Raw genomic sequence first — 23,406 nt, forward strand, 5'->3', positions numbered from 1 at the left:
CCACGCAGGCCGCGAGCTGCGAGCCGGTCAGGGTCAGTCGTCGTCCAGTGACTGGGCCACGCCCGCCGCACCGAGAAGATGCAACAGCGCCGCCGCGTACGCCTCCTCGGCGCTCGCCGCCGGGAACTCCACCACCGCGCCGAGCAGCTCGACCCGCACCCGGCAGCCCCCGGCGTCCCGTTCCAACGCCCGGAACGTCCCGCCCAGCAACTCCCGCAGCTGGTCCTCCCGAGGCAACCAGACGGTCTCGTCGATCTCCACATCGTCGAGCGCCCACTCGGTCGTGCCGTTGAAACCGATGATCCGCCCCTCCGGCCGGTCGTGCACCTGGATCGTCATGTTGCTGAGCACGAACATCTCCTCGTCGAGGTCCCGATCGGGGATCGCGAACCGGTCTCCGAGGCGGGGTTTCCAGGTGAGTCCGGACGCCTTGAGCTGCCGTGCCATGTGCATGCCGAGCACTTTTTGACCTCCAGGGCCGTGGTAAGCTACCGCCGTTGTCAGTTTGGTTCCCAAGTACTCAGGAGCGCCTGTGGGGAAGTCTGCCCCAGGCGCTCTTTGTCGTAACCCGGGTTTCTCCGGTACGGGCGATCAGTACGGCGACACGAGTCCCGCAGAATGCGGGTCTTATTACCTCGTTCCCGTCCATAATGGGCGAGAACGATCGACCGTCGAGGAGACGATCATGGTTACCGGCGTTGTGAAGTGGTTCAACGCGGACAAGGGCTTCGGGTTCATCACCCCGGACGACGGCGGCGCCGACGTCTTCGCCCACTTCTCCGCGATCCAGATGTCGGGCTACCGCAGCCTGGAGGAGAACCAGCGGGTTGAGTTCGAGGTCACGCAGGGCCAGAAGGGCCCGCAGGCCGCGAACATCCGTTCCGTCTGATTCGCGTTGATCATCGGCTGCCACCCGGTGGCCGCTGACAACGTGTGACTGTGATGCGGCGCCGTACCCACCCGGGTACGGCGCCGTTTCCGTCCCCACCCTCACCACCGCGCCCATCCGTCCTGAGACCTGTGTCCGCGCGATCGAGACAGCCCCGAGCACCAGCCGGCGCCGCGAACTCCCCCCGGGTCCAGCCACCGGCGCGGGCCGCAGCCTCAGCTGGTGCTGAGGGTTGTGTCGCGGGGGTCGAGACAGCCCTGAGCGCCAGCCGGCGTCGCGAGCTTTGCGCGGGTCCGGCCACCGGCGCGGGCCGCGGGCTCGGCTGGTGCTGAGGGTTGTGTCGCGGGGGTCGAGACAGCCCTGAGCGCCAGCCGGCGTCGCGAGCTTTGCGCGGGTCCGGCCACCGGCGCGGGCCGCGGGCTCGGCTGGTGCTGAGGGTTGTGTCGCGGGGGTCGAGACAGCCCTGAGCGCCAGCCGGCGCCGCGAGCTTTGCGCGGGTCCGGCCACCGGCGCGGGTTGCGGGCTCGGCTGGTGCTGAGGGTTGTGTTGCGGGGGTTGAGGCAGCCCTGAGCGCCAGCCGGCGTCGCGAGCTTTGCGCGGGTCCGGCTACCGGCGCGGGTTGCGGGCTCGGCTGGTGCTGAGGGTTGTGTCGCGGGGGTCGAGACAGCCCTGAGCGCCAGCCGAGGCCTGGCCGGTGAGGGCGTCCGGTGGTGAGCGCGGGATCCGGTCGGCGGCGCTTTCCGAGGGCGGTGTCGGACGTGCGGGGCGGGGCTGGGTCCGTACCGGGAAATGGGGAAGGTCTTGGGGAGCGGCCGGGAGCGGAAAGCGAACAAGGCCCCGGGACACGCCCGGGGCCTTGATGGTCGTTTTCGGTCAGCGGCGCCAGACCGCGGCGGCCGATCGGGGCAGCGTGCGGCGGAACGTCAGACCGCAGCGGCGGGCTAGAGGGCAGCGTGCGGCGGAACGTCAGACCGCGGCGGCCGATCGGGGCAGCGTGCGGCGGGGCGTCAGACTGCGGCGGCGGGCTGGGGCAGGGGGGCGGTGCCGCCGAGGTGGGCCGGGAGCCACCAGCGGTCGTCGTCGCCGGTCGGCTTCTCCGGGTAGGCCCGCTGGACGGCGTCGAGCAGTGCGGAGAGCCGCTGCTTCAGGGTCGCCGTGATCGCCTCGGCGGACGCGCCCTCGGGCAGATGGATCGCCTCGCCGATCTTGATCAGGACGGGCACGTGGCGCTTGGTGAGTTCCTTCTTCCGGCCCTTGGTCCACAGCCGGTGCGGGCCCCAGACCGCCATCGGGATCAGCGGCACGTTCGACTCCTGCGCGAGGCGCGCGGCGCCGGTCTTGAGCTCCTTGATGGTGAACGACTCGCTGATCGTCGCCTCGGGGAAGACGCCGACCACCTCGCCGCTCTTCAGCGAGGTGATGGCCTCGCGGAACGCCCCGGTGCCGGCCTTGCGGTCGACCGGGATGTGGCGCATGCCGCGCATCAGCGGACCGCTGATCTTGTGGTCGAAGACCTGCTTCTTGGCCATGAACCGGACCAGCCGCTTGGCCGGCTGCGCGCCCAGGCCGCAGAAGATGAAGTCGAGGTAGCTCGAGTGGTTACTGGCCAAGACCGCCCCGCCCGTGGTCGGGATGTGTTCGCCGCCCTCGATCTCAATCTTGAGGTCGAGCACGCGGAACATCGTCTTGGCGAAGGCGACGACCGGGGGATACACCAGTTCCATGGCAGCACGGTAGCGGACATTTCTGGGAAACGACTGGGCCGGGTACGTTTTCCACAGGTGCGTTTCGGCGGTTTACCGCCCTGTGGTGTTCACTTGTGGTCATGTCCGAGCCGCACCCGCAGGAGCCCTTCTGGTCCCGGCCGGGCGGGGCGTGGTCCTCGGGCACGGTGACCGGGATTCCCGCGCCGCCGGCCCCGGCGACGATCCCGCCGGAGCCGCCTCGCCGGAGCGCCGCCGAGGTGCGCCGCCGGCAGTTGCTGATCTTCGGCGGGGTGGCCGGCACGATCCTCGCCGGTGGCCTGATCGTGCTGCTCGTCCTGATCTTCGGGAGTGAGGACAACCCGTTCGGGGGCAAGGCGTCCGGCCCGTCCGATGTTCGCCCGCCGCTGGCCCAGGCCTGCCCGGCGCCGAGCGATTCGCCGAGCGCCGGGGTCACGAAGGCGCCGCCGTCGCCGCCGGCGGTCACCGGGGACCGGACGGTGGACGAGGAGTCCGGCATCTCCTACAAGCGGTTCGGGCCGCCCTGGCAGACGTGGACCGAGGTGTGGCGGGCGGGCACGCTGAAGGTGCCGTACAAGGTGGGTCAGCATTTCGTCACCGAGACCTACAGCGGCGGGGAGTATCACGCCTCGATCCTGTCGGCGGCGGTCCCGGCGGCCGACAACGACGCGGTCTCGCTCGACCTGGAGTGTGTGGGCCGGCAGATCACGGCCGACGTGCGGGCGAACTACTACCCCCAGCCGAACACTCTGGACCCGATCCGCGACGAGGTCACCACGCTGGGCGGGCGGCCGGCCTACGTGAGCGAGTTCCGGCTGCACTTCGCGGAGGCGGGGCTGAGGGCGAAGTCGGAGCTGTCGGCGGTGGCGGTGATCGACGTGGGCAAGCCGACGGCGGCGGTGCTCTACGTGTCCATCCCCGGCACGCATCCGCAGTTCGACCGGGTGATCGGCGAGGTCCTGGATTCCGTACGGATGCTGTGAAAACGGCGGAAGCCCGGGGGCACGCCCCGGGCTTCCGATGTGTGTGGCCGGTCAGCTGCCGGTCAGGCCCCAGCGCTTGCGCAGCGCGTTGTCGGCCACGTTGAACAGCTGGTCGATCAGGATGCCGATGATCAGGACGACCAGGATGTAGCTGATCACCAGCGGGGTGTCCGAGAGGTCGCGGGCGTTCTGCATCCGTACGCCGATGGAGATCGTCCCGGGCACGATGACCAGCAGCTCGCCGGCCATCAGGCTGCGCCAGGAGAACGCCCAGCCCTGCTTGAGCCCGGAGACGAAGGAGGGCAGCGACGCCGGCAGGATCAGGTGCCGGTAGCGGGCGAAGCCTTTCATGCCCATCACCTGGCCGACCCGCAGCCAGGTCCGGGGGACGTAGTCGATGCCGCTGATCAGGCCGTTGGCCACCGACGGGGCGGCGCCGATCACGACCACGAACATGATCGCCTGCTCGCCCAGCTGGAACAGCAGGATCGCCAGCGGGAACCACATGATCGACGGCATGGTCTGCAGACCGGTGATCAGTGAGCCGATGGCCGCCCGCAGCGGCGCGAAGCGGGAGACGGCCGCGCCGATGACCGTGCCGATGGCCACGGCCAGGGCGAAACCGGTGATCGCGCGGGTCATGGTCAGGCGCACGCCGTCCCAGAAGTCCGCGGTGGTGACGAGATCCCCGAGCGTCTTGAAGGTGTCCAGGGGCGAGGGGAAGACGTACGACGGCTTCCACCCGCTGACGTAGGCGAGCTCCCAGGCCAGCAGCACGATCAGGATGGCCAGCAGTTTCGGCCAGGCGCTGTTCCAGATCCGCAGCCCGAGCTTGCCCTTCTCCCGCTTCGGGGCGAGTTCCAACGCGTCCAGGCCGCTGACCTCCTCGGAGCTCAGCGTCTTGATCCTCTGCGGCTCGGGGCTCGGGACGGTCACGGCACCCAGGGCGCCTTCCAGTCCGGCGCGGGCGCCCGCGTACTTCATCGGTGCGGGGGGTTCAGTTGGCATGACGGGCGACCTCCGCGCGCAGCCGGTCGGTGATCTCGGCCGCCTGGCCGGAGACCTCGGGGGAGTCGATGCGCCGCGGGCGCGGGTGCTTGATGCCGAAGTCCTCGATGACCCGGCCGGGCCGGCTGCTCAGCAGGATGACCCGGTCGCCCAGGCGGACCGCCTCGCGCACGTTGTGGGTCACGAAGAGCACGGTCAGTTCCTGCTCGCGCCAGATCCGCTCCAGCTCGTCGTGCAGGATGTCCCGGGTCATCGCGTCCAGCGCGCCGAACGGCTCGTCCATCAGCAGCACGTCGGCGTTCTGGGCGAGCGCGCGGGCCAGCGCGACCCGCTGCCGCATGCCGCCGGAGAGCTCGTGCGGCCGCTTGTCGGCGAACCCGCTGAGCCGGACGACCTCCAGCAGTTCCCCGGCCCGCTTGCGCCGTTCGGCCTTGCCGAGGCCCTGCAGCCGCAGCGGCAGCTCGACGTTGCCCGAGACGGAGAGCCAGGGGAAGAGGGCGGCCTCCTGGAACATCAGCGCGACCTTGCGGCCGCCGGTGTCCAGGGTGCCGCTACTGATCTTGTCGAGGCCCGCGACGAGCGAGAGCAGGGTGCTCTTGCCGCAGCCGGACGCGCCCAGCAGGCAGACGAACTCCCCCTTACGGACGTCGAGGGAGACACGGTCGAGGGCGAGCAGGGCATTGCTCCCCGACCCGTACGTCTTGGAGACGTTCTCGATGCGTACGACCGAATCGGTCCGTACGCCGGTGGTTTCGAGGATGCTCATGCTCTACTCGCCCTCCCGTCAATCCGTCAGGATGCCGCGGCGTCGCTGACCGCGGGCTGTCCGTCGGCCTTGAGCAGCTCGTTCAGCGGCCCCAGGTCGTAGATGCCCTTGAGGTCGACCTTCTTGAGCAGGCCGACGTCCTCCGCGTGCTGCGCGCTGGTGTAGAGCGACGACGCGATCGGGTCGTTGGTGAACTTCAGGTTCTTGAACGCGGCGGCCAGGATGTCGTCCTTGAGCGCCTTGCCGGTCAGCGCCTCGATCTGAGCGTTGGCCGCCTTCTGCGCGTCGGCGTTGTTGTCGTTGATGTACTTGATCGCCGCGATGTGGCCCTTGAGCAGCTTGGTGACCGTTCCCGGGTATTCCTTCAGGAACTTCTGGCTGACGATCAGGTGCGTGGTCACGAACTGCTGGTTCGGCCAGAGGGTGGCCTCGTCGACGAGCAGCTTGCCCTTGGACTCCAGGATCAGCTTGCTCAGGTTGGGCTCGGGCACCCAGGCGCCGTCGATCGCGCCCTGGGCGAACGCCTGCACGGCGGTCGCGTTGTCCTGCGGCAGGATGGAGACGTCGCCGCCGCCGTTGGTGTCGGCGTTCAGCCCGTTCTGCTTGAGCCAGGCGCGCAGCGCGACGTCCTGGGTGTTGCCCAGCTGCGGGGTGGCGATCTTCTTGCCCTTGAGATCGGCCGCGCTGTTGATGGTGTCCTTGACGACCAGGCCGGCGCCGCCGGAGGTGCTACCGGCGATGATCTTCAGGGCCTCGCCGTTGGACTTGGCCCAGCCGTTGATCGCCGGGTTCGGGCCGATGTAGGTGGCGTCGATCGCGCCGGAGAGCAGCGCCTCCAGGGCGGCCGGGCCGGCGTTGAAGGTCTGGGTCTGCAGCTCAGTGGTGCCCAGGGCCTCCTTGAACAGGCCCTTGTTCACCCCCACCAGGGCCGGCGCGTGGGTGATGTTCGGGAAGTAACCGAGCTTGATGGTCTTCGCCTCGGCGGCGGCACCGGCGGCGGTGTCGGCCTTCTTGTTGCTGTCGTCGTCGGATCCGCAAGCGGCCAGAGCAGTCGTGGCCGCTACGGCGGCCGTGGCAAGGGCGAGCGCACGAAGGGTGCGGGAGCGCATGCTCAACAACTCCTAATTATTCTTTATTGAGTCGATGGAGAGTTCGGCCAGGGTCCGGTGGTCGACCACGCCCTCGATGGCCGCTTCGACGGCGATCCACACGTCGTGCAGCGCGGTCGCCGCCCCGTGATAGGTCGCGGTGGCGGTCGGAAGCCCGCGGACCGTGGTGAGTGCTCCGCCGACGGCGCGAACGACGTCGCCGACGGTGATCTCCTCGGCCGGACGGGCCAGGGCGTAACCCCCGTCCACACCGCGGTGGCTGTGCAGCAGCCCGGCGCGGCGCAGATCGAGCAGGATGCCCTGCAGAAAACTGAGCGGGATGTCCTGCGCGGCCGCCAGCCCGGCGGCCTTGACCAGACGCGGTTGCTCCGCGGTGACGGCGAGCATGGCGCGGACGGCGTAGTCCGTGCGTGCCGAGACGTACAAGGCGGGGCCCCCTCCCGATGGATCAATCTTCGCTTAATCTACCTGTTGGATGGGAATACTGGATCAGACGGGTTTAGTGCGTCAAGGCCCCGACCGCATGACGGGACGTCGATGAAGCCACCACAGGTAGTCCCACGGGTGGTCACGCAGCGCGCTAATGTCACCTTCGTGGCGTCCAGAATCCAGATCCCCGCGACGAAATACCCGGTTGAGAGGTTCACGCTCGCCAACGGCCTGCGCGTGGTCCTGTCTCCGGACCGCAGCGCTCCGGTCGTCGGCGTGGCCGTCGTCTACGACGTGGGCATCCGCAGCGAGCCCGAGGGGCGGACCGGCTTCGCCCACCTCTTCGAGCACCTGATGTTCCAGGGCTCGGAGAATCTTGAGAAGCTCGCCCACTTCCGGCACGTGCAGGGCGCCGGCGGCAGCTTCAACGGCTCCACCCACCTGGACTACACGGACTACTTCGAGGTGCTCCCGGCCGGTGCGCTGGAGCGGGCGCTCTTCCTCGAGGCCGACCGGATGCGTGGCCCCCGCCTGACCGAGGAGAACCTGCGCAATCAGGTCGACGTGGTCAAGGAGGAGATCCGGGTCAACGTGCTGAACCGGCCCTACGGTGGCTTTCCCTGGCTGAAGCTCCCACCGGTGATGTTCAAGACGTTCCCCAACGCCCACGACGGCTACGGCTCGTTCGAGGACCTGGAGAGCGCCACCGTCGCCGACGCGCAGGGCTTCTTCGACCGGTACTACGCCTGCGGCAACGCGGTGCTCTCGGTCGCCGGTGACTTCGACGTGGCCGAGGCCACCGTGATGATCGAGCGCCACTTCGGGGACGTGCCGGCCCGCCCGGCCCCGGTCCTGCCCGCCTTCGACGAGCCGGACCTGGACGGTGAGCGCCGCGAGTCGTACACCGATCGCATCGCCCCGCTCCCGGCGGTCGCCGCCGGTTACCGGGTGCCCGACCCGATCGGCGCCTTCGACGCGTACCTGCCGTTCTCGGTCCTGGCCGAGGTGCTCACCGACGGCGACGCGTCCCGCCTGGTCGAGCGCCTGGTCCAGCGCGACCGCTCGGTCACCAACGTCGGGGGCTACCTCGGCTTCATGGGTGACGAGTACCAGGTGCGCAACCCGACCGCCCTGCTCCTGCAGGCCCACATGCCGCCCGGCGGCGACGCCGGCAAGGTGCTGCGCACGGTCGACGAGGAGCTGGACCGCCTGGCCGCCGACGGCCTCAAGCCGGGCGAGCTGGAGCGCACCCAGGCCCGCATGGCGACCCGCCTGCTGCAGGGCACCGACGAGGTGCTCGGGCGGGCCCTGCCGATGGCCGTGCTGGAGCTGCAGCGCGGCCGCCCCGGGCTGCTCAACGAGCTGCCCAAGCTGGTCAACGAGGTCACCGCGGAGCAGGTCGTCGCCGCCGCGGCCACCCTGCGGCCCGAGCGCCGCGCCGTCGTCGAAGTTCTCCCGGGAGCCGGAGCATGACCAAGAACCTTCCGGATCTGATTCCGGACACCGAGCTGATCCTGCCCCCGCAGGCCGAGCGCACCCTGCCCAACGGCCTGACCGTGCTGGCCATCCGCCGTGCCGCGGTGCCGCTGGTCGAGGTGCGGCTGCGCATCCCGTTCGGCCGCGCCCCGCTGGGCCCGGCCACCCTGCTCTCCCAGGCGCTGTTCACCGGCACCGGCTCGATGACGATGCTCGACATCGCCGCCGAGCTGCAGGCGGTCGGCGGCAGCCTGGGCGCCGGCCTCGACCCGGACCGTCTCCAGATCGGCGGCAACGCCCTGGCCGGCGGTCTCGGCCGGATGCTGGAGATCCTGTCCGGGGTGCTGACCGACGCGACGTACCCGGGCGAGGAGGTCGTCACCGAGCGCGAGCGCCTGGTCGACAACATCCAGGTCGCCCTCAGCCAGCCCTCCCACCTGGCCCGGGTCGCGCTGCTGAAGCGGATGTTCGGCGAGCATCCGTACGGTGTGCAGACCCCCACCCCGGAGGAGGTCCGCGCGGTCGAGCCGGAGGCCCTGCGCGCGCTGCACGCCGACCGGGTCCGCCCGGCCGGCGCGATCCTGGTCCTGGTCGGCGACATCGACCCGGAGCAGTCCATCGACGTGGCCGAGAAGATGCTCGGCGGCTGGAGCGGCACGGCGCGGGACGGCGACATCCCGCCCACGCCGGCGCTCGTTCCCGGCCCGCTGCTGCTCGTCGACCGGCCCGGCTCGGTGCAGTCCTCGCTGCGGGTGGCGCTGCCCGCGCCGACCCGTACCGACCCCGACTACGCCGCGCTGACCCTGGCCAACCTGGTCTTCGGCGGCTATTTCTCGTCCCGCTGGGTGGAGAACATCCGCGAGGACAAGGGGTACACGTACGGGCCGCACGCCGTGATCGAGCACTTCGCGGCCGGGTCCTCCCTGCTCGCCGCGGCCGAGGTGGCGACCGAGGTGACCGGGCCGTCGCTGCTCGAGACGACGTACGAGCTGGGCCGCATCGCCAGCCTCCCGCCCGGCGAGGAGGAGCTGGAGCAGGCCCGGAGGTACGCGCTGGGCACCCTGCGGCTGGGCATGTCGACCCAGGGCGGGCTGGCCAGTCTGGCCACCGTCTACGCCGGTTTCGGCCTGCGCCTCGACCACCTGCGCGAGCATTCGGCCCGGCTCGCCGCGGCCACCCAGGAGGACGTCGCGGCGGCCGCGGCGAAGTATCTCGCGCCGTCCCGCGCGGTGACCGTGGTCCTCGGCGACGCCGACAAGATCGAGGCCCAGCTGTCCGCCCTGACGTCGGTGGAGCGCGGCGCGCAGTGAGCGGCACCGAGCAACCCGAGCAGCCTGATCTGGGCGAGCAGCCGGGCACGCCGCCGCTGGCGCGGACCACGCTGGACCGCGCCGCCCACCGGCGTAAGGACGAGGCCTGGCTGGCCGAGGCCTGGACCCGCGGGCAGGTCCTGGTGGTGGATCTGGCCGCGGGCGGCCGGGCCCTGGTCACCGAGCGGGCCGACGGCGCCGTCGAGCTGATCCTGGTGCCGGCCGCCGATGCGCCCGAGGCCGAGCACTGGTTCCTGGGTGTCGACGCCGACGGCACCCCGCTCTGGACCGTGGACGCCACGCCACCCCCGGTCGAGGGCGCCCGCGCGGCGACGTTGCGGGAGATCGGGCACCTGCTCGACGCCCGCGACGCCGGGATCTTCACGGCCGCCGCCGCGCTGGCCAACTGGCACGCCAGCCACCGGTTCTCGCCGCGTTCGGGCCAGCCGACGGTCGCGGTGGAGGCCGGCTGGGCCCGGGCCGATGCCGACGGCCGGCTGATGTGGCCGCGCACCGACCCGGCGATGATCGTCGTGGTGCACGACGGCGTGTCCGGCCCCACCGGCCGCTGCCTGCTCGGTCACAACGCGGGCTGGCCCCGCGGCCCGGAGGGGCTGACCCGCTTCTCCTGCCTGGCCGGTTATGTCGAGCCGGGCGAGTCGGCCGAGGCCGCCGTCATCCGCGAGGTGGCCGAGGAGGTCGGCATAAAAATCAACTCCTTGCGGTACGAGGGCAGTCAGTCCTGGCCCTATCCGGGCTCGCTGATGCTGGGGTTCCTGGCCACCGCCGACCCGGCGCAGCCGCTGCGCCTCGACCCGGAGGAGATCGACGAGGCGCACTGGTTCACCCGGGAGCAGATCGCCAAGATGATCGCCGGTGGTTTCGTGCACCCGGAACTCGGCATCCCGATGGGCGTCCCGATGCGGTCCTCGATCGCGTTTTATCTCATCGATAAATGGCTGAACGATCGTGCGCAAGATCACTTTTAAACGTCTGATCAGAGAATTTCTCGTTTAGGAGGCAACCTGGGTACCGTCCCGGTGCGTCAGACTTACAAAGACGAGAGGGGATCCGATGACCCAGGTGGAAGCGCCGGCGTGGACGCCGATGTCCGCGGAAGAGCGGGAGGCGTTCGACCGCGACGGTTACATCGTCGTGCCGTCGGTGCTCAGTGAGAGCGAGATCGAGGCCGGCCGGGCCGCGATCCTGGGGTATTACGAGAAGGCCAAGGCCGAGGGCAAGCTGAGCGCGACCGGTGCCCTGCACCAGCTGTCGCCGATCGCGTACGTGCCCGAGCTGGCGTTCCTGCTCGACCACCCCAAGGCTTTCAAGTACATCTGGTCGTTGCTCGGGTGGAACATCCACGTGTACCACTCGCACATCGACGTGCACCCCCAGCTGCACGAGCAGCAGAAGGAATGGTGGCACTGGCACCAGGACGGCGGCCGGCAGAACCGGGAGATCGAGACCGATCCCCGCCCGATGCTGTCCGTGAAGCTGGCCTACTGGTTCTCCGACGTCAGCGAGACCGGCCGGGGCAACTTCACCGTCCTGCCCGGCAGCCACAAGACCAACTGGCTGCCCGGCCCGCCGAGCCGTGGCGTCCCATGGCCGCAGCCCGAGGGTGCTGTCCAGATCACCGCGAACGCGGGCGACCTGGTCGTGTTCGACCGCCGCATCTGGCACGCCCGGTCGGACAACTACTCCGACATCACCCGTGTCGGCGCGTTCTTCGGCTACACCCCGCGCTGGATCGCCATCCGCGACGAGGTCGCCGACCTGCCGAACAAGCCGGAGTGGGACAGCAAGACCGAGGTGGAGAAGCAGCTGCTCGGCGGCTTCGGCAAGGGTGACGGTGACCACCAGTGGGGTCACTACCCGGAGAGCACGCCGCTTTACGGCGAGCTCAAGGAGCGGGGCCTGCTCGACAGCAGCATCCCGGCTCTGATCCCGTGAAGTTCTGAGCAACGGAAAAGGGGCCGCCCAGCTGGGCGGCCCCTTTTCGTCGGCTTGGCCGGTCAGGCGCCGATCGTCGCCAGGTGCTGCTTGACCTGCACGATCGACGGGTTGGTGAGCGCCGAACCGTCGTCGAACTTGAGCGTCGGCACGGTCTGGTTACCGCCGTTGACGCTGCGGACGAAGGCGGCCGACGCCTCGTCCTGCTCGATGTCGACGACGTCGTAGGCGATGCCCTCCCGGTCGAGCTGGCTCTTCAGCCGGTGGCAATACCCACACCAGGACGTCGAGTACATGGTCAGCATCGGTCAGGGCTCCTTCGAGACAGGTCACACGGCGGTGCGGCTGAAAAGCACAACACCCCGCAGGGGTGTCATGATTCCCTACCGTGCGGACTGAAGCGGTGCTGGCCGGGCTCGACCCGGACCAGCGGACGGCGGTGACGGCCCCGGCCGGGCCGGTCTGCATCCTGGCGGGTGCGGGGACCGGGAAGACCCGTGCGATCACTCACCGGATCGCACACCGGACGCTCTCCGGCGAGATCAACCCACGGCACGTGCTGGCGGTGACGTTCACCGCCCGGGCCGCGGCCGAGATGCGTGCGCGGCTCACCGCGCTCGGCGCCGGCGGGGTCCAGGCGCGCACGTTCCACGCGGCCGCGCTGCGCCAGGTGCGCTACTTCGCGTCCCGCCTGCTCGAGGGCCGCGGCATGCCCGAGCTGATGGAGAGCAAGATCCGGCTGGTCGGTCTGGCCGCCACCCGGGCCGGGGTGCGCGCCGACCGCGCGGTCGCCCGGGACCTGGCCGGCGAGATCGAGTGGGCCAAGTCGTCTCTCGTCGAGCCGTCGGAGTACATCGTCGCCGCCGCCAAGGCGCTGCGTGAGCCCCCGTTCGAGGCGGACCGGGTGGCCGAGGTGTTCGCCGCCTACGAGTCGCTCAAACGCCGTCAGGGCGTGATCGACTTCGAGGATCTGCTGCGCGCCGCGGTCTGGGGCATCGAGGACCACCCGGACGTCGGCGAGCAGATCCGCGCGCAGTACCGGCACTTCGTCGTCGACGAGTACCAGGACGTCAACCCGCTGCAGCAGCGGCTGCTGGAGGCCTGGCTGGGCGGGCGCGACGACCTCACCGTGGTCGGCGACGCCAGCCAGACGATCTACTCGTTCACCGGTGCCAGCTCGTCGCACCTGATCGACTTCCCGCGCAAGTGGCGCGGCGCCACGGTGGTGCGCCTGGTCCGCGACTACCGGTCCACCCCGCAGGTGGTCGGGCTGGCCAACGCGGTGATCCGGCAGGCCCGCGGCACCGAGGCGAAACTGCGCCTGGAACTGCAGGGCCAGCGCCCGTCCGGCCCGGAACCGGAGCTGAAGATCTTCCCGGACGAGCCGGGGGAGGCCAACGCGGTGGCCCGGCGCTGCCGGGAACTCATCGCGTCGGGCACGCCGGCCAGCGAGATCGCGGTGCTCTTCCGGACCAACGCGCAATCCGAGGCGTACGAGGAAGCCCTGGCCGAGGCCCAGGTTCCGTACGTGGTCCGGGGCGCCGAACGGTTCTTCGAGCGGCCCGAGGTGCGGCAGGCGATGGTCGCCCTGCGCGCCGCCGTGCGCTCCATCCCGGGCGAGACGCCGCTGGTCGACGCGGTCGTCGAGGGCCTGGCCCGGGCCGGCTGGAACCGGTCGCAGCCACCGACCGGCGGCGCCGCCCGCGAACAGTGGGAGGCCCTCGCGGCGCTGGTCACGCTGGCCGAGGAGTACGCCGCCGAGCCGGAGATCCTGCCGATCGGCGAGGCCGGCCGGGTCCAGCGGGAGATCACCCTGTCCGCGTTCAACGAGGAGCTGGCCCGTCGCGCCGAGCAGCAGCACGCGCCGACCGTGGCCGGGGTCACCCTGGCGTCCCTGCACTCGGCCAAGGGCCTGGAGTGGGACGCGGTGTTCCTGGTCGGGCTGGCCGACGGGACGCTGCCCACGACGTACGCGAAAAGCTCGGAGCAGTTGGAGGAGGAGCGAAGACTCCTCTACGTCGGGGTGACCCGGGCCCGGCAGCTGCTGTGGCTCTCGCTGGGCCAGTCGCGGGCGCCGGGTGGGCGGGCCCGTCGGCCGTGCCGCTTCCTGCCGCAGCTGGAGCGCTCCGGCGGCGGTGGATTCTCGAACGGCGGGTACTCGAACGGCGGGTTCTCGAAGACGGCGGGCGAGCCCAGTCGGAAACCCGACCGCCGTCCGCCCAAGGTGTCGTCCTGCCGGATCTGCGGGGCGACCCTGCTGGCCGGTGCCGACCGGAAACTGGGCCGCTGCCCGACCTGCCCGTCAGACATGGACGAAGATCTTTTCGAGCGACTGCAGGCCTGGCGGGCGAGCACCGCCGCGGAGCTGAAAGTTCCTGCGTACGTCGTGTTCACCGACGCCACTCTGGTGGCCGTCGCGGAACGCCGGCCGACCGATCCGGCTCAGCTGCTGGCGATCGCCGGAATCGGGCCGCGCAAGCTGGGCCAGTACGGCGATGCGGTCTTCGCTCTGGTGGGCGGCGCGAGCCCCGATGATCTTGGCCGAAAAAACTTTGAAAACTAGTCCGTTAATTCGTTTGCCCTCCCCTGTAGGGCAGGCATAGCCTCAGGACACACCTTGCCGGGGAGCCTTCCCGGGCGAGATCAAACTACGAGTGCAGGTAATTGGAGGAGGTGGCCAAGATGAGGATCAACACCATGCTGATGCGTACGTCTTTGCTGCCGTCTGCTGCCTGTGCTCCGTCCGCTCTGCTGCCCGTCGCCGCTCCGTCGGCGCTACTGGTTGCTGAGCGGGTCCTGGCTCCGCAGGCGCACCAGGTCGTCAGCCAGCCCCAGGCCGAGCTGGGCAAATGGGCTGTCGAGCGCGTGCTCGTCGGAATCAACGGCACCAATGGCACCACTGGGTTCAAGGGCGACGATTCCATCTCCGCGAAGCGTTACACGGACGGTGGCAGCGGCACCCCGCCTCGAGGAAGGCCGGTCTGACAGACCAGACCTCCGGCTCACCTCGAGGCCGCGGAACCCCTAACCGGGATCCGCGGCCTCAATTGTTTTTCCGGCTCACCCGCCGGTGCACAACCCCGGAAGACGATCCAGAAGATCGCGAGAAAGAGAGAGGTGACCGGGCTTTATGAGTCTGGCGCTGGCCCCGATCGACATCACCGTCGACATCGAGGCGAACCTGCCCTGTCGGAAGTTCGACCCGGACCTGTGGTTCTCCGACTCCCCGGCCCAGCTGGAGCTGGCCAAGTCGCTCTGCGGGGACTGCCCGCTGCGCGTCGAGTGCCTCGCCGGCGCGGTGGAGCGGAGCGAGCCCTGGGGTGTCTGGGGCGGAGAGATCTTCGAGCGTGGCGCGGTCGTTCCGCGCAAGCGGCCGCGGGGCCGTCCGCGTAAGGCGGACGTGGCTCGCGACGCCGAGCTGGCTGTCGAGGTCGAGGAGCGGCTCGCCGCGAACGGTCTCGACTCGCGCAACAGCGTGCGGCTGGCGGCCTGAGATGACCGTCCACACCCAGCACGAAACCGATAGCCGAATGACGAGCACCGAAAACGTATATCCGAATGGAGCCACCAAAGTGAGACTCATCCAAGAGGCGTTGTCCAGGGCTCGAATGCGTCAGCCTCAGAGTGACCGTGCACCTGAGGCTTACCGCTCCGCCCGCCGCATCGCGATGGAAAGCCGCAAGCAGGCTGCCCGCGAACTCGGCGTCGGCGGCTACTGATCCCGCATAGACCCGCTACCTGGGAATGACGAAAGGCCTGTCCGCATCGGACGGGCCTTTCGCCGTTCGTCCGGTCAGCCCGGAGGCACGGATGGAGTCCGACCTGGAGCTGGGAGCTCACGCGACCGGGGCGAACCCCGGCAACCATTCCTCGAGAATCTCCCGGTACGCCGCCTCGGCCTCCAACTGGCACAGAACGCCGATCGAGCCCAGCGTCACCCGATGAATCAACAGGTACGACGGAGGCAGGTTGAGCTTGCGGCCGAGCTGGTAGGCGGGCGACCGGGGATTCGCGATCCGGGTCGCCTCCCCACGCAGCCAGCTCCGGGTGAAGCGGAAACGCTCCACCGCCACCGGCTCGATCATCGGCCGGAGGAAGCCGAGCACCGCCTCCGCGTCGATCGACTCGTCACGCTTGATGAAACCCTCGTCGCGCAGCCCGTCGGCCACGCCCTGGGCGTCACCGGCCAGAGCCAGACGCACCAGCCGCCCGATCGGCTCGGGGTGACCCTCCGGAAGCCGGGCCACCGCGCCGAAGTCGATCACGCCGAGCCGCCCGTCCGGCAGGATCCGGAAGTTGCCCGGATGCGGGTCGGCGTGCAACAGCCCGGCCCGGCCCGGCGCCGAGAAGTGCAGAATCGCCATCATGCGGCCGGCCTCGTCGCGCTCCTCCGTGGTGCCGTCGGCGATCACACCGGCCAGCGGGGTGCCCTCGACCCACTCGGTGACCAGGACCCGCGGCGCGGAGGCGACCACCCGGGGCACGAAGATGTCCGGATCATCCTGGTACGCGGCGGCGAAGACGCGCTGCGTCTCGGCCTCCATCTCGTAGTCCAGCTCCTCGACGACCCGCTCGTGCAGCTCGGCCAGGAGCGGCTTGACGTCGATCCCAGGCTGGATGATCTTGAACATGCCGGCCAGCCGGGAAAGCTGCTTGAGGTCCGAGACCAGGGCCTCGCCGGCGCCCGGATACTGCACCTTGACGGCGACCGGGAGCAGTTTCGGCTTCCCGTTCCGCCGGGCCGGCGGCAGCTTCCAGACCGCGCGATGCACCTGGCCGATGCTGGCCGCGGCGGCCGGGCTGTCGTCGAACTCGGCGAAACCGTCCCGCCAATCCGGCCCGAGCTGCTCGGCCAGCGCCTTGTGCACGCTGGCCACCGGCATCGGTGGGGCGGCCTCCTGCAGCTTCGTCAGCGCCTGCCGATAGGGGCCGGCCATCTCTTCCGGCAGGGCGGCCTCGAACACCGAGAGCGCCTGGCCGAACTTCATCGCACCGCCCTTGAGCTGGCCCAGCACCATGAACAGCTGCTCGGCGGTGCGCTGCTGGATGTCCGCGGAGATGACGTCGGCGGCGATCCCGACGGCCCGCTTACCGAGACCCAGCGCGGTGCGTCCGGCGAAGCCGAGGGGCAGTGCGGCCAGCTTGGCTGTCCGAGAGGCCGCGCGGCGCGGTATGTCCGTCACCAGATCATTGTTACCGACGGGCGGGCGTTCCTCGGGCGGTCGCGCCCGGGTTTGCTGGGTTATGCGACAAAGGTTCGATCGAGGATCCACATTTCCTCCACAATTCAGCCTTTCGAACGCCGCCCTCAGCACGCTCCTGCTGCCGTCCCGAGCTCCATCGCCGGCCGGGCCCGCGCAGTTGGCGCCGAGGGCCGTGTCGGGCCGCCGGAGGCACCCCGCAGAGCCGGCTTGGGCCGCGCAGCTTGCGGCCAGGGGAGCCTCGATCGCGCGGAGACAACCATCACAGTCGGCGGCAGGCCTCGCCGGCAACTGCCTGGCGGGGGTCTCGGTGTTGTGGGCGGCGAATGGTGGTGCGGGGCGGGACGGCCCGGGCTCATGGGGCTGGTGGGCGCCGAGTGCGCCGACGGCAGGTGCAGCCGGGATGGGGCTGCCAGGTGCGCCGGCGGGAACGACCGGGCGCGCTGATCTCCACGGACGCCCCCAACGTCTCCGGCGTCCCGCCGTCCAGGAACTCCAGCACCTCGGCGGTCGCGAAGCCGGTCGCGGTCAGGACGGTCGCCACCGTGCACGGTTCCGCGGCGTCCGGCCCGGGTGGTGCGGGCGTGCCCGGCCAGTCCGGGTCGCGATCATGACGATGCAGGTCCAGACAGTTGAGACAGGGACCGCCGAACGCGGGCACGAACGGGCCGATGACGGCCGCACCGTCGCGGATCCGTACCGCGAGGTGGGGTTGGCGCCGACCGGCGTGTGCGGCGGCGATCAGGGCGGCCGGCTCGTCGTGGGCGAGCTGGACGACCAGGCTGGCCGGCCCTCGGCGGACCTCCCGGACGTCGGTCCCGGGCACAGCCTGGACGACCGTGGCGGCCACCGCCGTGCGCAGGGGGCTGCCCAGGTCAGCGACTCGTAGTGCGCTGCCGGGCAGATCGCCCGGCCCGACCATGCCGGAGAGGTCCGGATACACATGCCCGACCCCGGCCTCGGCCAGGGCGACCGCGACGGTCGAGCCGAGCCGCCCGCGTCCGGCCAGAACGACCCGGGCCGCGCGCCGGCGACGCAGGGCGCGAGCGGGTGACGAGAGGCGTGCGGGCGACGAGACGTCGGTGGGGGAGAGCGCGAGGGCGGCGGCCTCACCGGCCAGCCGGCGTCGCTCGGCACTGGGCAACCCGGCCGGCAGCAGCGCCGACGACGGCAGCACCAGACCGGCCCGATGCAGGAGGTCGAGCAGCTCCCGAGCCTCGTCGGGCGGGATGCCGAGCTCGGCCGCATGCAGGAGAACCTGCCGCTCCGGCCGGTTGCCGTCGAGCAGATCGAGGACCCGGGCCAGCCGCGGGTCGGGTAGTTCCAGGCGCACGGCCCGCGCCGGATCCATCCCCAGCTGCAGCTCGACGGGCCCACGCCAGACCCGGGCGAGCCCGGGGATCAGGGTTGGCCGAGGTAGAGGAGTGCGGGGCCGAGGAGTCATGAGTGACAGGTTGTCACTACGGGGCTGCGGAGCGGGTTCGTTATCCACAGCCCCGCGAGCCACTCGGCTGCTTTATCCACAGGCCCGAGCGAGTTATCCACAGGTGGGTACACCGGCTCCGGATAACTCAACGTGTCCGCACGGACACGGTTATGGCTTGCCGGGGAGATCGGCCGTGGTGGCCGGCCTCCCCGGAGTGCTCATCAGCTGGCCGGCTTGGCCTTACCCAGAATCCGGTTCATCGTCGTTCCGCACACCGGGCACTTGCCCTTGGCCATGTTCATGCCGGTCTTGGAGACCTCCACGTTGCCCTGGAAGTCACGCTTCTCCTTGCACTTGACGCAGTAGCCGTTGTATGTGGTGTCGGCCACGGTTCCTCCTCGTGTTCGTGTCGTCGGCCGCTGGGCCCCGTGCCTGTTCGCGGCGACGGGCGCGAACCTGTCTGCGGCGACGGGCCGCCATGTGGCGTGGCCCTCGTCCGGGGCGTGGACTTACCCAGGTCAGGCCGTTTCCATGTCAGCGCAGTGTCGGCGGTGTCACCGACGACGTGAGTGTGCCGGTCCGAAGTGCCCTTTTCGTACAGATTTGCCGGGACACGCCGACGATTGGCTTCATAACGGCACGAAAGGGATGTGAGCCCCGAGTAGTCCACTGAGTCGAAGATGGTCTAGGTTGACGGCTGTCTCAGATGTTGCGGCTGAGGAAATTTTTTTCGGGTATATGCGGACGAACCGGCCGTATTCCGTGACAGTCATTGGGCGTACTCTTGCGGTGACCAGGGTCTCCCGGTTTAGCGTCTCAACGTGAACCCGAATCTGGGCCTCGCGAGCCGGTAATGGCCCGCGTGCGCAAGCCTGTCGTGGAAGTGCGGCGCAGTCAGCGCCGGCGCAGGACGGTGTCCGCGTATCGCGACGGAGAGCGCGTGGTCGTGCTCATCCCGGACCGGTTCTCGCGCGCCGAGGAGACCGAGTGGGTCGAGCGCATGCTCGCCCGGCTGGCTGCCCGTGAGGAACGTCTCAGGTGCACCGACGCCGAGCTTCTCAACCGCGCCCGCCGGCTCACCGCGCGCTATCTCGCCGACTACGTGGACCTGGTGGCCCCGGCAAGTGTGCGCTGGGTGACGAACCAGAACGGCCGCTGGGGCTCCTGCACCCCGGACGACGCCACCATCCGGATCTCGCACCGGATCCAGGAGATGCCCGACTGGGTGATCGACTACGTGCTGCTGCACGAGCTCGCCCACCTGGTCGTGCCCAGCCACAACGCGCGATTCTGGGAGCTCGTCGACCGTTTCCCCAAGGCCGAGCGCGCCCGTGGCTATCTGGAGGGCGTCTCCGCCGCCGGCTCCCTGGTGATGGCCGAATAACCCGCACGCCTGCGGCGCCACGATTACGCTCGGTGCAAGATCCGCTGTTCGCCGCCGGCCATCCGGCGCCTCCGGCGGCTTTCGCCGTACGGCGTCAGCGTTGTCCACACCAGCGAGTTGTCCACAGGCCCGGAGCGCGCCGCCCCGCCCCCACGGCAGAATGCTCTGCGGGGGCTCCCCCAGGGTGGTGGGCCTGTATCCACAGCCGGCACCCAAGATCAATCGGCCCGGACAGCCGTGGTCCGGTCAGCCCCCACGCCCAGCCCGCGCGCAGTGGGCACTCAGCCGGCAGCCGGGCCGCGCTGGAACCCGGCCGGCAGCTGGGCTGCGCTGGAACCCGGCCGGCAGCTGGGCTGCGCTGGAACCCGGCCGGCAGCTGGGCTGCGCGTTGGAACCCGGCCGCGACGGGCCGTTAGGGTTCTCGCGTGACGCGGCGTGTAGTGGTGGCGATGCTGGTTCCGGTGCCGTGGAGCCCTCCGGGGGTGGACCTGGCCGACTGGCGGGCCGCGCTCGCCGAGGACGTCGTCGACCTGCTGGCCCGGCTGGCGCAGGCCGAGGCCGCGATCGCGGCTACGCCCGAGGATCGGGGGCTGGCCGAGGAGATCGCCTGGCCGGGCATGCGGATCTACGAGGTCGAGCGGGCGACCGTGCTGCCCGTGCTGGCGGCCGCGACGGCTGACGGCTTCGAGCAGGCGGCGGTGATCGCCGCGGACGCGCCGGACGTGCCGGGGATGATTCTCGGAAAGCTTCTCCGGCCGTTGGAGAGCAAGGCGGTCGCGGTCGCGCCGAGCGGGCCCGGGGGAGGGGTGCTGGGCGTCGCCACGAGCCTGCCCGCGCCGGAGTGGCTGGCCGACCACGATCTGGACTCCGCCACGGCTCAGCTGCTGCGCAGGACGGCTCCCGCGCCCGGGGACGTCACCTCGACCCCGCCGTGGCGTCGCCTGCGGGGGCCGGCCGACCTCGGGACGCTCGACGTCGCGCTCGAAGGCTGGGACAACACGCGAACCCTGCTCGGCGGCTGATCCGGGGGACACGGCGGCGCGCCGAGCCGTCGGGCGGCTGGTCCCCGCGGATTCGGCAGCGCGCGATCACCGCCGTACGGGAAAAGCGGCAAGCCGGACCGAAGCGGAGCCGGCGGCCGCGGGATGCGCCGGGTGGCGAAGCGGCCTTGGCGCCGCGCGCCCGGAAAGCGGCTGAGCCGGCGCGGTGAGGTCGGAGAGTGGCCAGGCTTGCGCCGCGCGCCCGGAATGCGGCTGAGCCGGCGCGGCGTGCTGGGGAAGCGGCCGGGGCGGTGCTCAGCACCGCCCCGGACCAGCGAAAAGAGGGTTACTTCTCCGGGGTTTCCGGGCCGGGCTCGGGGTTGCCCTCAAGCCCTTCCAGCTCGCTGATGTCCCAGTCGGACTGGCTGCTGGCGAAGACTTCCGGGTGGGCGAAGTCGTCGTCGGTGGGCAGCAGGTCCGGGTGGTCCCAGAGGGCGTCGCGGCCGGCCGTGCCGCGTTGCTCGGCGACGGCGGACCACAGGGCGCCGGCCTCGCGCAGGCGGCGGGGGCGCAGCTCCAGGCCGACCAGGGCGGCGAAGGTCTGCTCGGCCGGACCGCCGGCGGCCCGGCGGCGGCGGAACGCCTCGCCCAGCGCGGCGACCGAGGGCAGACGGTCTCCGGCGGCCTGGTCGACGACCTGGCCGACCCAGCCCTCGACCAGCGCCAGCGCCGTCTCCAGACGGGCCAGGCTGGCCTTCTGCTGCGGGGTGTCCTCCGGCGTGAAGATGCCCTCCAGCGCCATGGCCTGCATCGACTCCGGATCGGTGGGGTCGACGCGGCTCATCGCCTCCTCGATCGCCTCCCGGTTCACGGTGATGCCATTGGCGTACGTCTCGACGGCGTTCAGCACGTGGGCCCGCAGCCACGGGACGTGCCCGAAGAGCCGCTGATGGGCCGCCTCGCGCAACGCCACGTAGAGCCGGACCTGGTCCTCGGGGAGTTCCAGGCCCTCGCCGTACGCCTTGATGTTGGCCGGGATGAGGGCGGCGGTGCCGGCCGGGCCGAGCGGGAGGCCGATGTCGCCGGCCGAGAGCACCTCGGCCGCGAGCTGGCCGAACGCCTGGCCGAGCTGGCCGCCGAAGAGCGCGCCGCCGAGCGTGGCGACCATCGACTGCATGGGGCCGAGCTGGGCCCGGGCCTCCTCGGGAACCAGGTCGCCCATGGCGCCCACCATGCGGCCGGCGATCGGCTCGCAGAGCTTCTTCCAGACGTCGAGAGTGTTGTAGATCCACTCGTTGCGGTTCCAGGCGACCGCCTTGTGGATGCCACTGGGGAGCGAGCAGACCGGGTCGAGCCACAGGTCGGCGAGGCGGAGCGCCTCCTCGACCTGGTGGCGCTCGTGCATGTTCACCGCCGGGTCGCCACTGGCCGAGAGCTGGCTGGCGGCGACCTGCCGGGCCAGGTCCCAGTTGACCGGGCCACTGCCCGGGGCAGTGAACATCTGCTGCAGTTGCGCCATGAACTGCTGCATCTGCTGCGGGTCGGAGGGGTCGGGCGGCTGCGCGCCCGGCAGGGAGAAGCCGAACGGGATATCAGGCACGACCCCCACGGTACGCGCGAAACGCTCGTAGCGGACTGATGGAGGTATCAGCTCAGAGAGAACTCAGACAGGGTGGGTAGTCTCACGCGCATGAGACGACGCGGTGTCACCGTCATCCTGGGCGCCCTGGTAACCGCCCTGCTGGCCGCCGGTGTCATGATCTCCGACCTGCCGTACGTGGTTCTCACACCCGGCCCGACGGTGAACACGCTCGGCTCGGCCGAGGGCACCGAGGTGATCCAGGTGTCCGGCGCCAAGACGTCGTCGTCGGCCGGCGAGCTCCGCCTCACCACGGTCAACGTGCAGTCGAAGGTCGAGCTGGTGCAGGCCGTCCAGGGCTGGTTGAGCGGCAAGGACGCGGTCGTCCCGCGCGAGTTGATCTACCCGCCGGACCGTAGCGAGCAGCAGGTCCAGCAGCAGAACGCGCAGGAGTGGAAGGACTCGCAGACCAGCGCCGAGACGGTGGCGCTGCGCGAGCTGGGCTACCCCGTGCAGACGTACGTGCGCAAGGTCACCGAGGGCGGCGCCGCGGTCGGCAAGCTCCAGGAGAACGACGTGATCACCTCGATCGCCGGCACCGCCGTGACCGGTCCGACGCAGCTCACCGAGCTGGTCCGGGCCAAGCCGGCCGGCACCGCGCTGACCGTGGGGTACACGCGGGGCGACAAGCCCGGCACCGTGACCGTGACCACCAAGCCCGGCGACGACGACGCGAAGACGCCCCGCCTGGGCATCGAGATCGACACCAAGCAGCCGCACCCGTTCACCATCAAGATCGATCTGGACAAGATCGGCGGCCCGAGCGCCGGCCTGATGTTCAGCCTCGGCATCATCGACAAGCTTCGCGACGAGGACCTGACCGGTGGCAAGGTCATCGCCGGCACCGGCACCATCGACGACGACGGCAACGTCGGCCCGATCGGCGGCATCCCGCAGAAGCTGAACGGCGCGAAGAAAGCCGGCGCCAAGCTCTTCCTGGTGCCCAAGGACAACTGCGCGGAAGCGCTGCGCAACGCGGTCCCCGGCCTGCCGATGGCCAAGGTGGCCACCGTGGACGACGCACTCACCGCCCTCAAGACGTTCACGTCGGGTGGCACCCCGACGCCGTGCTCGACATCATGACCACTGGCAGTGACCGGAGATCGTAAGGTGAGTCACCGGCCCG

At 70.5% G+C, this 23,406-nt stretch carries 23 protein-coding genes; 12 read left to right on the top strand and 11 right to left on the bottom strand.

From position 1 onward, the window contains the following. Positions 1 to 33: 33 nt before the first annotated feature. Positions 34 to 453 (bottom strand): pilus assembly protein CpaE, encoded by a 420-nt coding sequence (locus ACSHV8_RS45290; protein WP_436526553.1) that lies wholly within the window; start codon positions 451 to 453, stop codon positions 34 to 36. A gap of 232 nt (positions 454 to 685) precedes the next feature. Here ACSHV8_RS45290 and cspE point away from each other — a divergent pair, with 232 nt between their 5' ends. Further along, entirely contained in the window at positions 686 to 889 is a 204-nt protein-coding gene (gene cspE, locus ACSHV8_RS45295; RefSeq protein WP_014447450.1) for a transcription antiterminator/RNA stability regulator CspE, read from the top strand. A gap of 1,007 nt (positions 890 to 1,896) precedes the next feature. On the opposite strand, the gene ACSHV8_RS45300 is transcribed toward cspE, so the two are convergent. Continuing rightward, the gene (locus tag ACSHV8_RS45300; RefSeq protein ID WP_436526556.1) at positions 1,897 to 2,613 is read right to left on the bottom strand and encodes a lysophospholipid acyltransferase family protein; all 717 of its coding nucleotides are present in this window, start codon (positions 2,611 to 2,613) and stop codon (positions 1,897 to 1,899) included. A 101-nt stretch (positions 2,614 to 2,714) separates the two neighbouring features. Between ACSHV8_RS45300 and ACSHV8_RS45305 the strand changes: the two genes are divergently transcribed. Beyond that, a complete protein-coding gene (locus ACSHV8_RS45305; protein WP_436526558.1) occupies positions 2,715 to 3,596 on the top strand; it encodes a hypothetical protein in 882 nt (293 codons plus the stop codon). 51 nt (positions 3,597 to 3,647) lie between these two features. Here the strand turns inward: ACSHV8_RS45305 and ACSHV8_RS45310 are convergent, their stop codons facing one another. From ACSHV8_RS45310 to ACSHV8_RS45325, 4 genes are read right to left on the bottom strand one after another with little or no spacing between them, the layout of a single operon-like run. Next, positions 3,648 to 4,604: an ABC transporter permease gene (locus ACSHV8_RS45310; RefSeq protein ID WP_436526560.1), complete on the bottom strand. Its 957-nt coding sequence runs from the start codon at positions 4,602 to 4,604 to the stop codon at positions 3,648 to 3,650. Continuing rightward, positions 4,594 to 5,370, bottom strand: coding sequence for an ABC transporter ATP-binding protein (locus ACSHV8_RS45315; RefSeq protein ID WP_436526562.1), 777 nt, complete (start codon positions 5,368 to 5,370; stop codon positions 4,594 to 4,596). Before ACSHV8_RS45315 ends, ACSHV8_RS45310 begins: the two co-directional genes overlap by 11 nt. 26 nt (positions 5,371 to 5,396) lie before the next feature. Continuing rightward, positions 5,397 to 6,479 carry an ABC transporter substrate-binding protein gene (locus ACSHV8_RS45320; RefSeq protein WP_436526564.1) on the bottom strand — a complete coding sequence of 361 codons (1,083 nt, stop codon included), beginning with the start codon at positions 6,477 to 6,479 and terminating at the stop codon, positions 5,397 to 5,399. Between the two features lie 12 nt (positions 6,480 to 6,491). Next, complete coding sequence (locus ACSHV8_RS45325; RefSeq protein ID WP_436526566.1) at positions 6,492 to 6,905, bottom strand: RrF2 family transcriptional regulator; 414 nt, start codon at positions 6,903 to 6,905, stop codon at positions 6,492 to 6,494. 168 nt (positions 6,906 to 7,073) lie between these two features. On the opposite strand from ACSHV8_RS45325, the gene ACSHV8_RS45330 reads away from it, so the two are divergent. From ACSHV8_RS45330 to ACSHV8_RS45345, 4 genes are all read left to right on the top strand, one after another. Then, complete coding sequence (locus ACSHV8_RS45330; RefSeq protein ID WP_436526568.1) at positions 7,074 to 8,381, top strand: M16 family metallopeptidase; 1,308 nt, start codon at positions 7,074 to 7,076, stop codon at positions 8,379 to 8,381. Further along, complete coding sequence (locus tag ACSHV8_RS45335) at positions 8,378 to 9,694, top strand: M16 family metallopeptidase (RefSeq protein WP_436526570.1); 1,317 nt, start codon at positions 8,378 to 8,380, stop codon at positions 9,692 to 9,694. The genes ACSHV8_RS45330 and ACSHV8_RS45335 overlap by 4 nt, the downstream gene beginning before the upstream one ends. Beyond that, positions 9,691 to 10,683 (top strand): NAD(+) diphosphatase, encoded by a 993-nt coding sequence (nudC, locus tag ACSHV8_RS45340; RefSeq protein WP_436526572.1) that lies wholly within the window; start codon positions 9,691 to 9,693, stop codon positions 10,681 to 10,683. Before ACSHV8_RS45335 ends, nudC begins: the two co-directional genes overlap by 4 nt. A gap of 85 nt (positions 10,684 to 10,768) precedes the next feature. Beyond that, positions 10,769 to 11,650 carry a phytanoyl-CoA dioxygenase family protein gene (locus ACSHV8_RS45345; protein ID WP_436526574.1) on the top strand — a complete coding sequence of 294 codons (882 nt, stop codon included), beginning with the start codon at positions 10,769 to 10,771 and terminating at the stop codon, positions 11,648 to 11,650. Positions 11,651 to 11,712: 62 nt separating this feature from the next. Here ACSHV8_RS45345 and ACSHV8_RS45350 read toward each other — a convergent pair whose 3' ends face one another. Continuing rightward, positions 11,713 to 11,955 carry a mycoredoxin gene (locus ACSHV8_RS45350; protein WP_396337575.1) on the bottom strand — a complete coding sequence of 81 codons (243 nt, stop codon included), beginning with the start codon at positions 11,953 to 11,955 and terminating at the stop codon, positions 11,713 to 11,715. Positions 11,956 to 12,038: 83 nt separating this feature from the next. On the opposite strand from ACSHV8_RS45350, the gene ACSHV8_RS45355 reads away from it, so the two are divergent. The 3 genes from ACSHV8_RS45355 (at position 12,039) to ACSHV8_RS45365 (ending at position 15,143) form a co-directional block, all read left to right on the top strand. After that, complete coding sequence (locus ACSHV8_RS45355; RefSeq protein WP_436526577.1) at positions 12,039 to 14,213, top strand: ATP-dependent DNA helicase UvrD2; 2,175 nt, start codon at positions 12,039 to 12,041, stop codon at positions 14,211 to 14,213. Positions 14,214 to 14,332: 119 nt separating this feature from the next. Further along, positions 14,333 to 14,635, top strand: a complete 303-nt coding sequence (locus ACSHV8_RS45360; RefSeq protein ID WP_436526579.1) for a hypothetical protein — start codon at positions 14,333 to 14,335, stop codon at positions 14,633 to 14,635. A gap of 145 nt (positions 14,636 to 14,780) precedes the next feature. Beyond that, positions 14,781 to 15,143 (top strand): WhiB family transcriptional regulator, encoded by a 363-nt coding sequence (locus ACSHV8_RS45365; protein WP_014694550.1) that lies wholly within the window; start codon positions 14,781 to 14,783, stop codon positions 15,141 to 15,143. A 343-nt stretch (positions 15,144 to 15,486) separates the two neighbouring features. Here the strand turns inward: ACSHV8_RS45365 and ACSHV8_RS45370 are convergent, their stop codons facing one another. The 3 genes from ACSHV8_RS45370 to ACSHV8_RS45380 form a co-directional block, all read right to left on the bottom strand. Next, entirely contained in the window at positions 15,487 to 16,833 is a 1,347-nt protein-coding gene (locus ACSHV8_RS45370; RefSeq protein ID WP_436526581.1) for an ABC1 kinase family protein, read from the bottom strand. 373 nt (positions 16,834 to 17,206) lie between these two features. Then, positions 17,207 to 18,295, bottom strand: a complete 1,089-nt coding sequence (locus ACSHV8_RS45375; protein WP_436526583.1) for a hypothetical protein — start codon at positions 18,293 to 18,295, stop codon at positions 17,207 to 17,209. Between the two features lie 203 nt (positions 18,296 to 18,498). After that, positions 18,499 to 18,666 (bottom strand): DUF5679 domain-containing protein, encoded by a 168-nt coding sequence (locus ACSHV8_RS45380; protein WP_189328568.1) that lies wholly within the window; start codon positions 18,664 to 18,666, stop codon positions 18,499 to 18,501. A gap of 464 nt (positions 18,667 to 19,130) precedes the next feature. Here ACSHV8_RS45380 and ACSHV8_RS45385 point away from each other — a divergent pair, with 464 nt between their 5' ends. Beyond that, positions 19,131 to 19,661, top strand: coding sequence for a M48 metallopeptidase family protein (locus tag ACSHV8_RS45385; protein WP_436526585.1), 531 nt, complete (start codon positions 19,131 to 19,133; stop codon positions 19,659 to 19,661). A gap of 425 nt (positions 19,662 to 20,086) precedes the next feature. After that, positions 20,087 to 20,683 carry a hypothetical protein gene (locus ACSHV8_RS45390; protein WP_436526587.1) on the top strand — a complete coding sequence of 199 codons (597 nt, stop codon included), beginning with the start codon at positions 20,087 to 20,089 and terminating at the stop codon, positions 20,681 to 20,683. 304 nt (positions 20,684 to 20,987) lie between these two features. On the opposite strand, the gene ACSHV8_RS45395 is transcribed toward ACSHV8_RS45390, so the two are convergent. Next, positions 20,988 to 22,241, bottom strand: a complete 1,254-nt coding sequence (locus tag ACSHV8_RS45395; protein WP_436526589.1) for a zinc-dependent metalloprotease — start codon at positions 22,239 to 22,241, stop codon at positions 20,988 to 20,990. A gap of 90 nt (positions 22,242 to 22,331) precedes the next feature. On the opposite strand from ACSHV8_RS45395, the gene ACSHV8_RS45400 reads away from it, so the two are divergent. Then, positions 22,332 to 23,363 (top strand): YlbL family protein, encoded by a 1,032-nt coding sequence (locus ACSHV8_RS45400; protein ID WP_436526591.1) that lies wholly within the window; start codon positions 22,332 to 22,334, stop codon positions 23,361 to 23,363. Positions 23,364 to 23,406: the final 43 nt, after the last annotated feature.

The organism is Actinoplanes sp. HUAS TT8 (assembly GCF_051380535.1).
In the GTDB taxonomy this organism is placed as follows: domain Bacteria; phylum Actinomycetota; class Actinomycetes; order Mycobacteriales; family Micromonosporaceae; genus Actinoplanes.

What these genes read in the sequence shown, in the direction of transcription:
- ACSHV8_RS45290 (WP_436526553.1), bottom strand. Translation starts at nt 453, where the DNA reads ATGCACATGGCACGGCAGCTCAAGGCGTCCGGACTCACCTGGAAACCC.
- cspE (WP_014447450.1), top strand. Translation starts at nt 686, where the DNA reads ATGGTTACCGGCGTTGTGAAGTGGTTCAACGCGGACAAGGGCTTCGGG.
- ACSHV8_RS45300 (WP_436526556.1), bottom strand. Translation starts at nt 2,613, where the DNA reads ATGGAACTGGTGTATCCCCCGGTCGTCGCCTTCGCCAAGACGATGTTC.
- ACSHV8_RS45305 (WP_436526558.1), top strand. Translation starts at nt 2,715, where the DNA reads ATGTCCGAGCCGCACCCGCAGGAGCCCTTCTGGTCCCGGCCGGGCGGG.
- ACSHV8_RS45310 (WP_436526560.1), bottom strand. Translation starts at nt 4,604, where the DNA reads ATGCCAACTGAACCCCCCGCACCGATGAAGTACGCGGGCGCCCGCGCC.
- ACSHV8_RS45315 (WP_436526562.1), bottom strand. Translation starts at nt 5,370, where the DNA reads ATGAGCATCCTCGAAACCACCGGCGTACGGACCGATTCGGTCGTACGC.
- ACSHV8_RS45320 (WP_436526564.1), bottom strand. Translation starts at nt 6,479, where the DNA reads ATGCGCTCCCGCACCCTTCGTGCGCTCGCCCTTGCCACGGCCGCCGTA.
- ACSHV8_RS45335 (WP_436526570.1), top strand. Translation starts at nt 8,378, where the DNA reads ATGACCAAGAACCTTCCGGATCTGATTCCGGACACCGAGCTGATCCTG.
- ACSHV8_RS45345 (WP_436526574.1), top strand. Translation starts at nt 10,769, where the DNA reads ATGACCCAGGTGGAAGCGCCGGCGTGGACGCCGATGTCCGCGGAAGAG.
- ACSHV8_RS45350 (WP_396337575.1), bottom strand. Translation starts at nt 11,955, where the DNA reads ATGCTGACCATGTACTCGACGTCCTGGTGTGGGTATTGCCACCGGCTG.
- ACSHV8_RS45360 (WP_436526579.1), top strand. Translation starts at nt 14,333, where the DNA reads ATGAGGATCAACACCATGCTGATGCGTACGTCTTTGCTGCCGTCTGCT.
- ACSHV8_RS45365 (WP_014694550.1), top strand. Translation starts at nt 14,781, where the DNA reads ATGAGTCTGGCGCTGGCCCCGATCGACATCACCGTCGACATCGAGGCG.
- ACSHV8_RS45375 (WP_436526583.1), bottom strand. Translation starts at nt 18,295, where the DNA reads ATGACTCCTCGGCCCCGCACTCCTCTACCTCGGCCAACCCTGATCCCC.
- ACSHV8_RS45385 (WP_436526585.1), top strand. Translation starts at nt 19,131, where the DNA reads ATGGCCCGCGTGCGCAAGCCTGTCGTGGAAGTGCGGCGCAGTCAGCGC.
- ACSHV8_RS45400 (WP_436526591.1), top strand. Translation starts at nt 22,332, where the DNA reads ATGAGACGACGCGGTGTCACCGTCATCCTGGGCGCCCTGGTAACCGCC.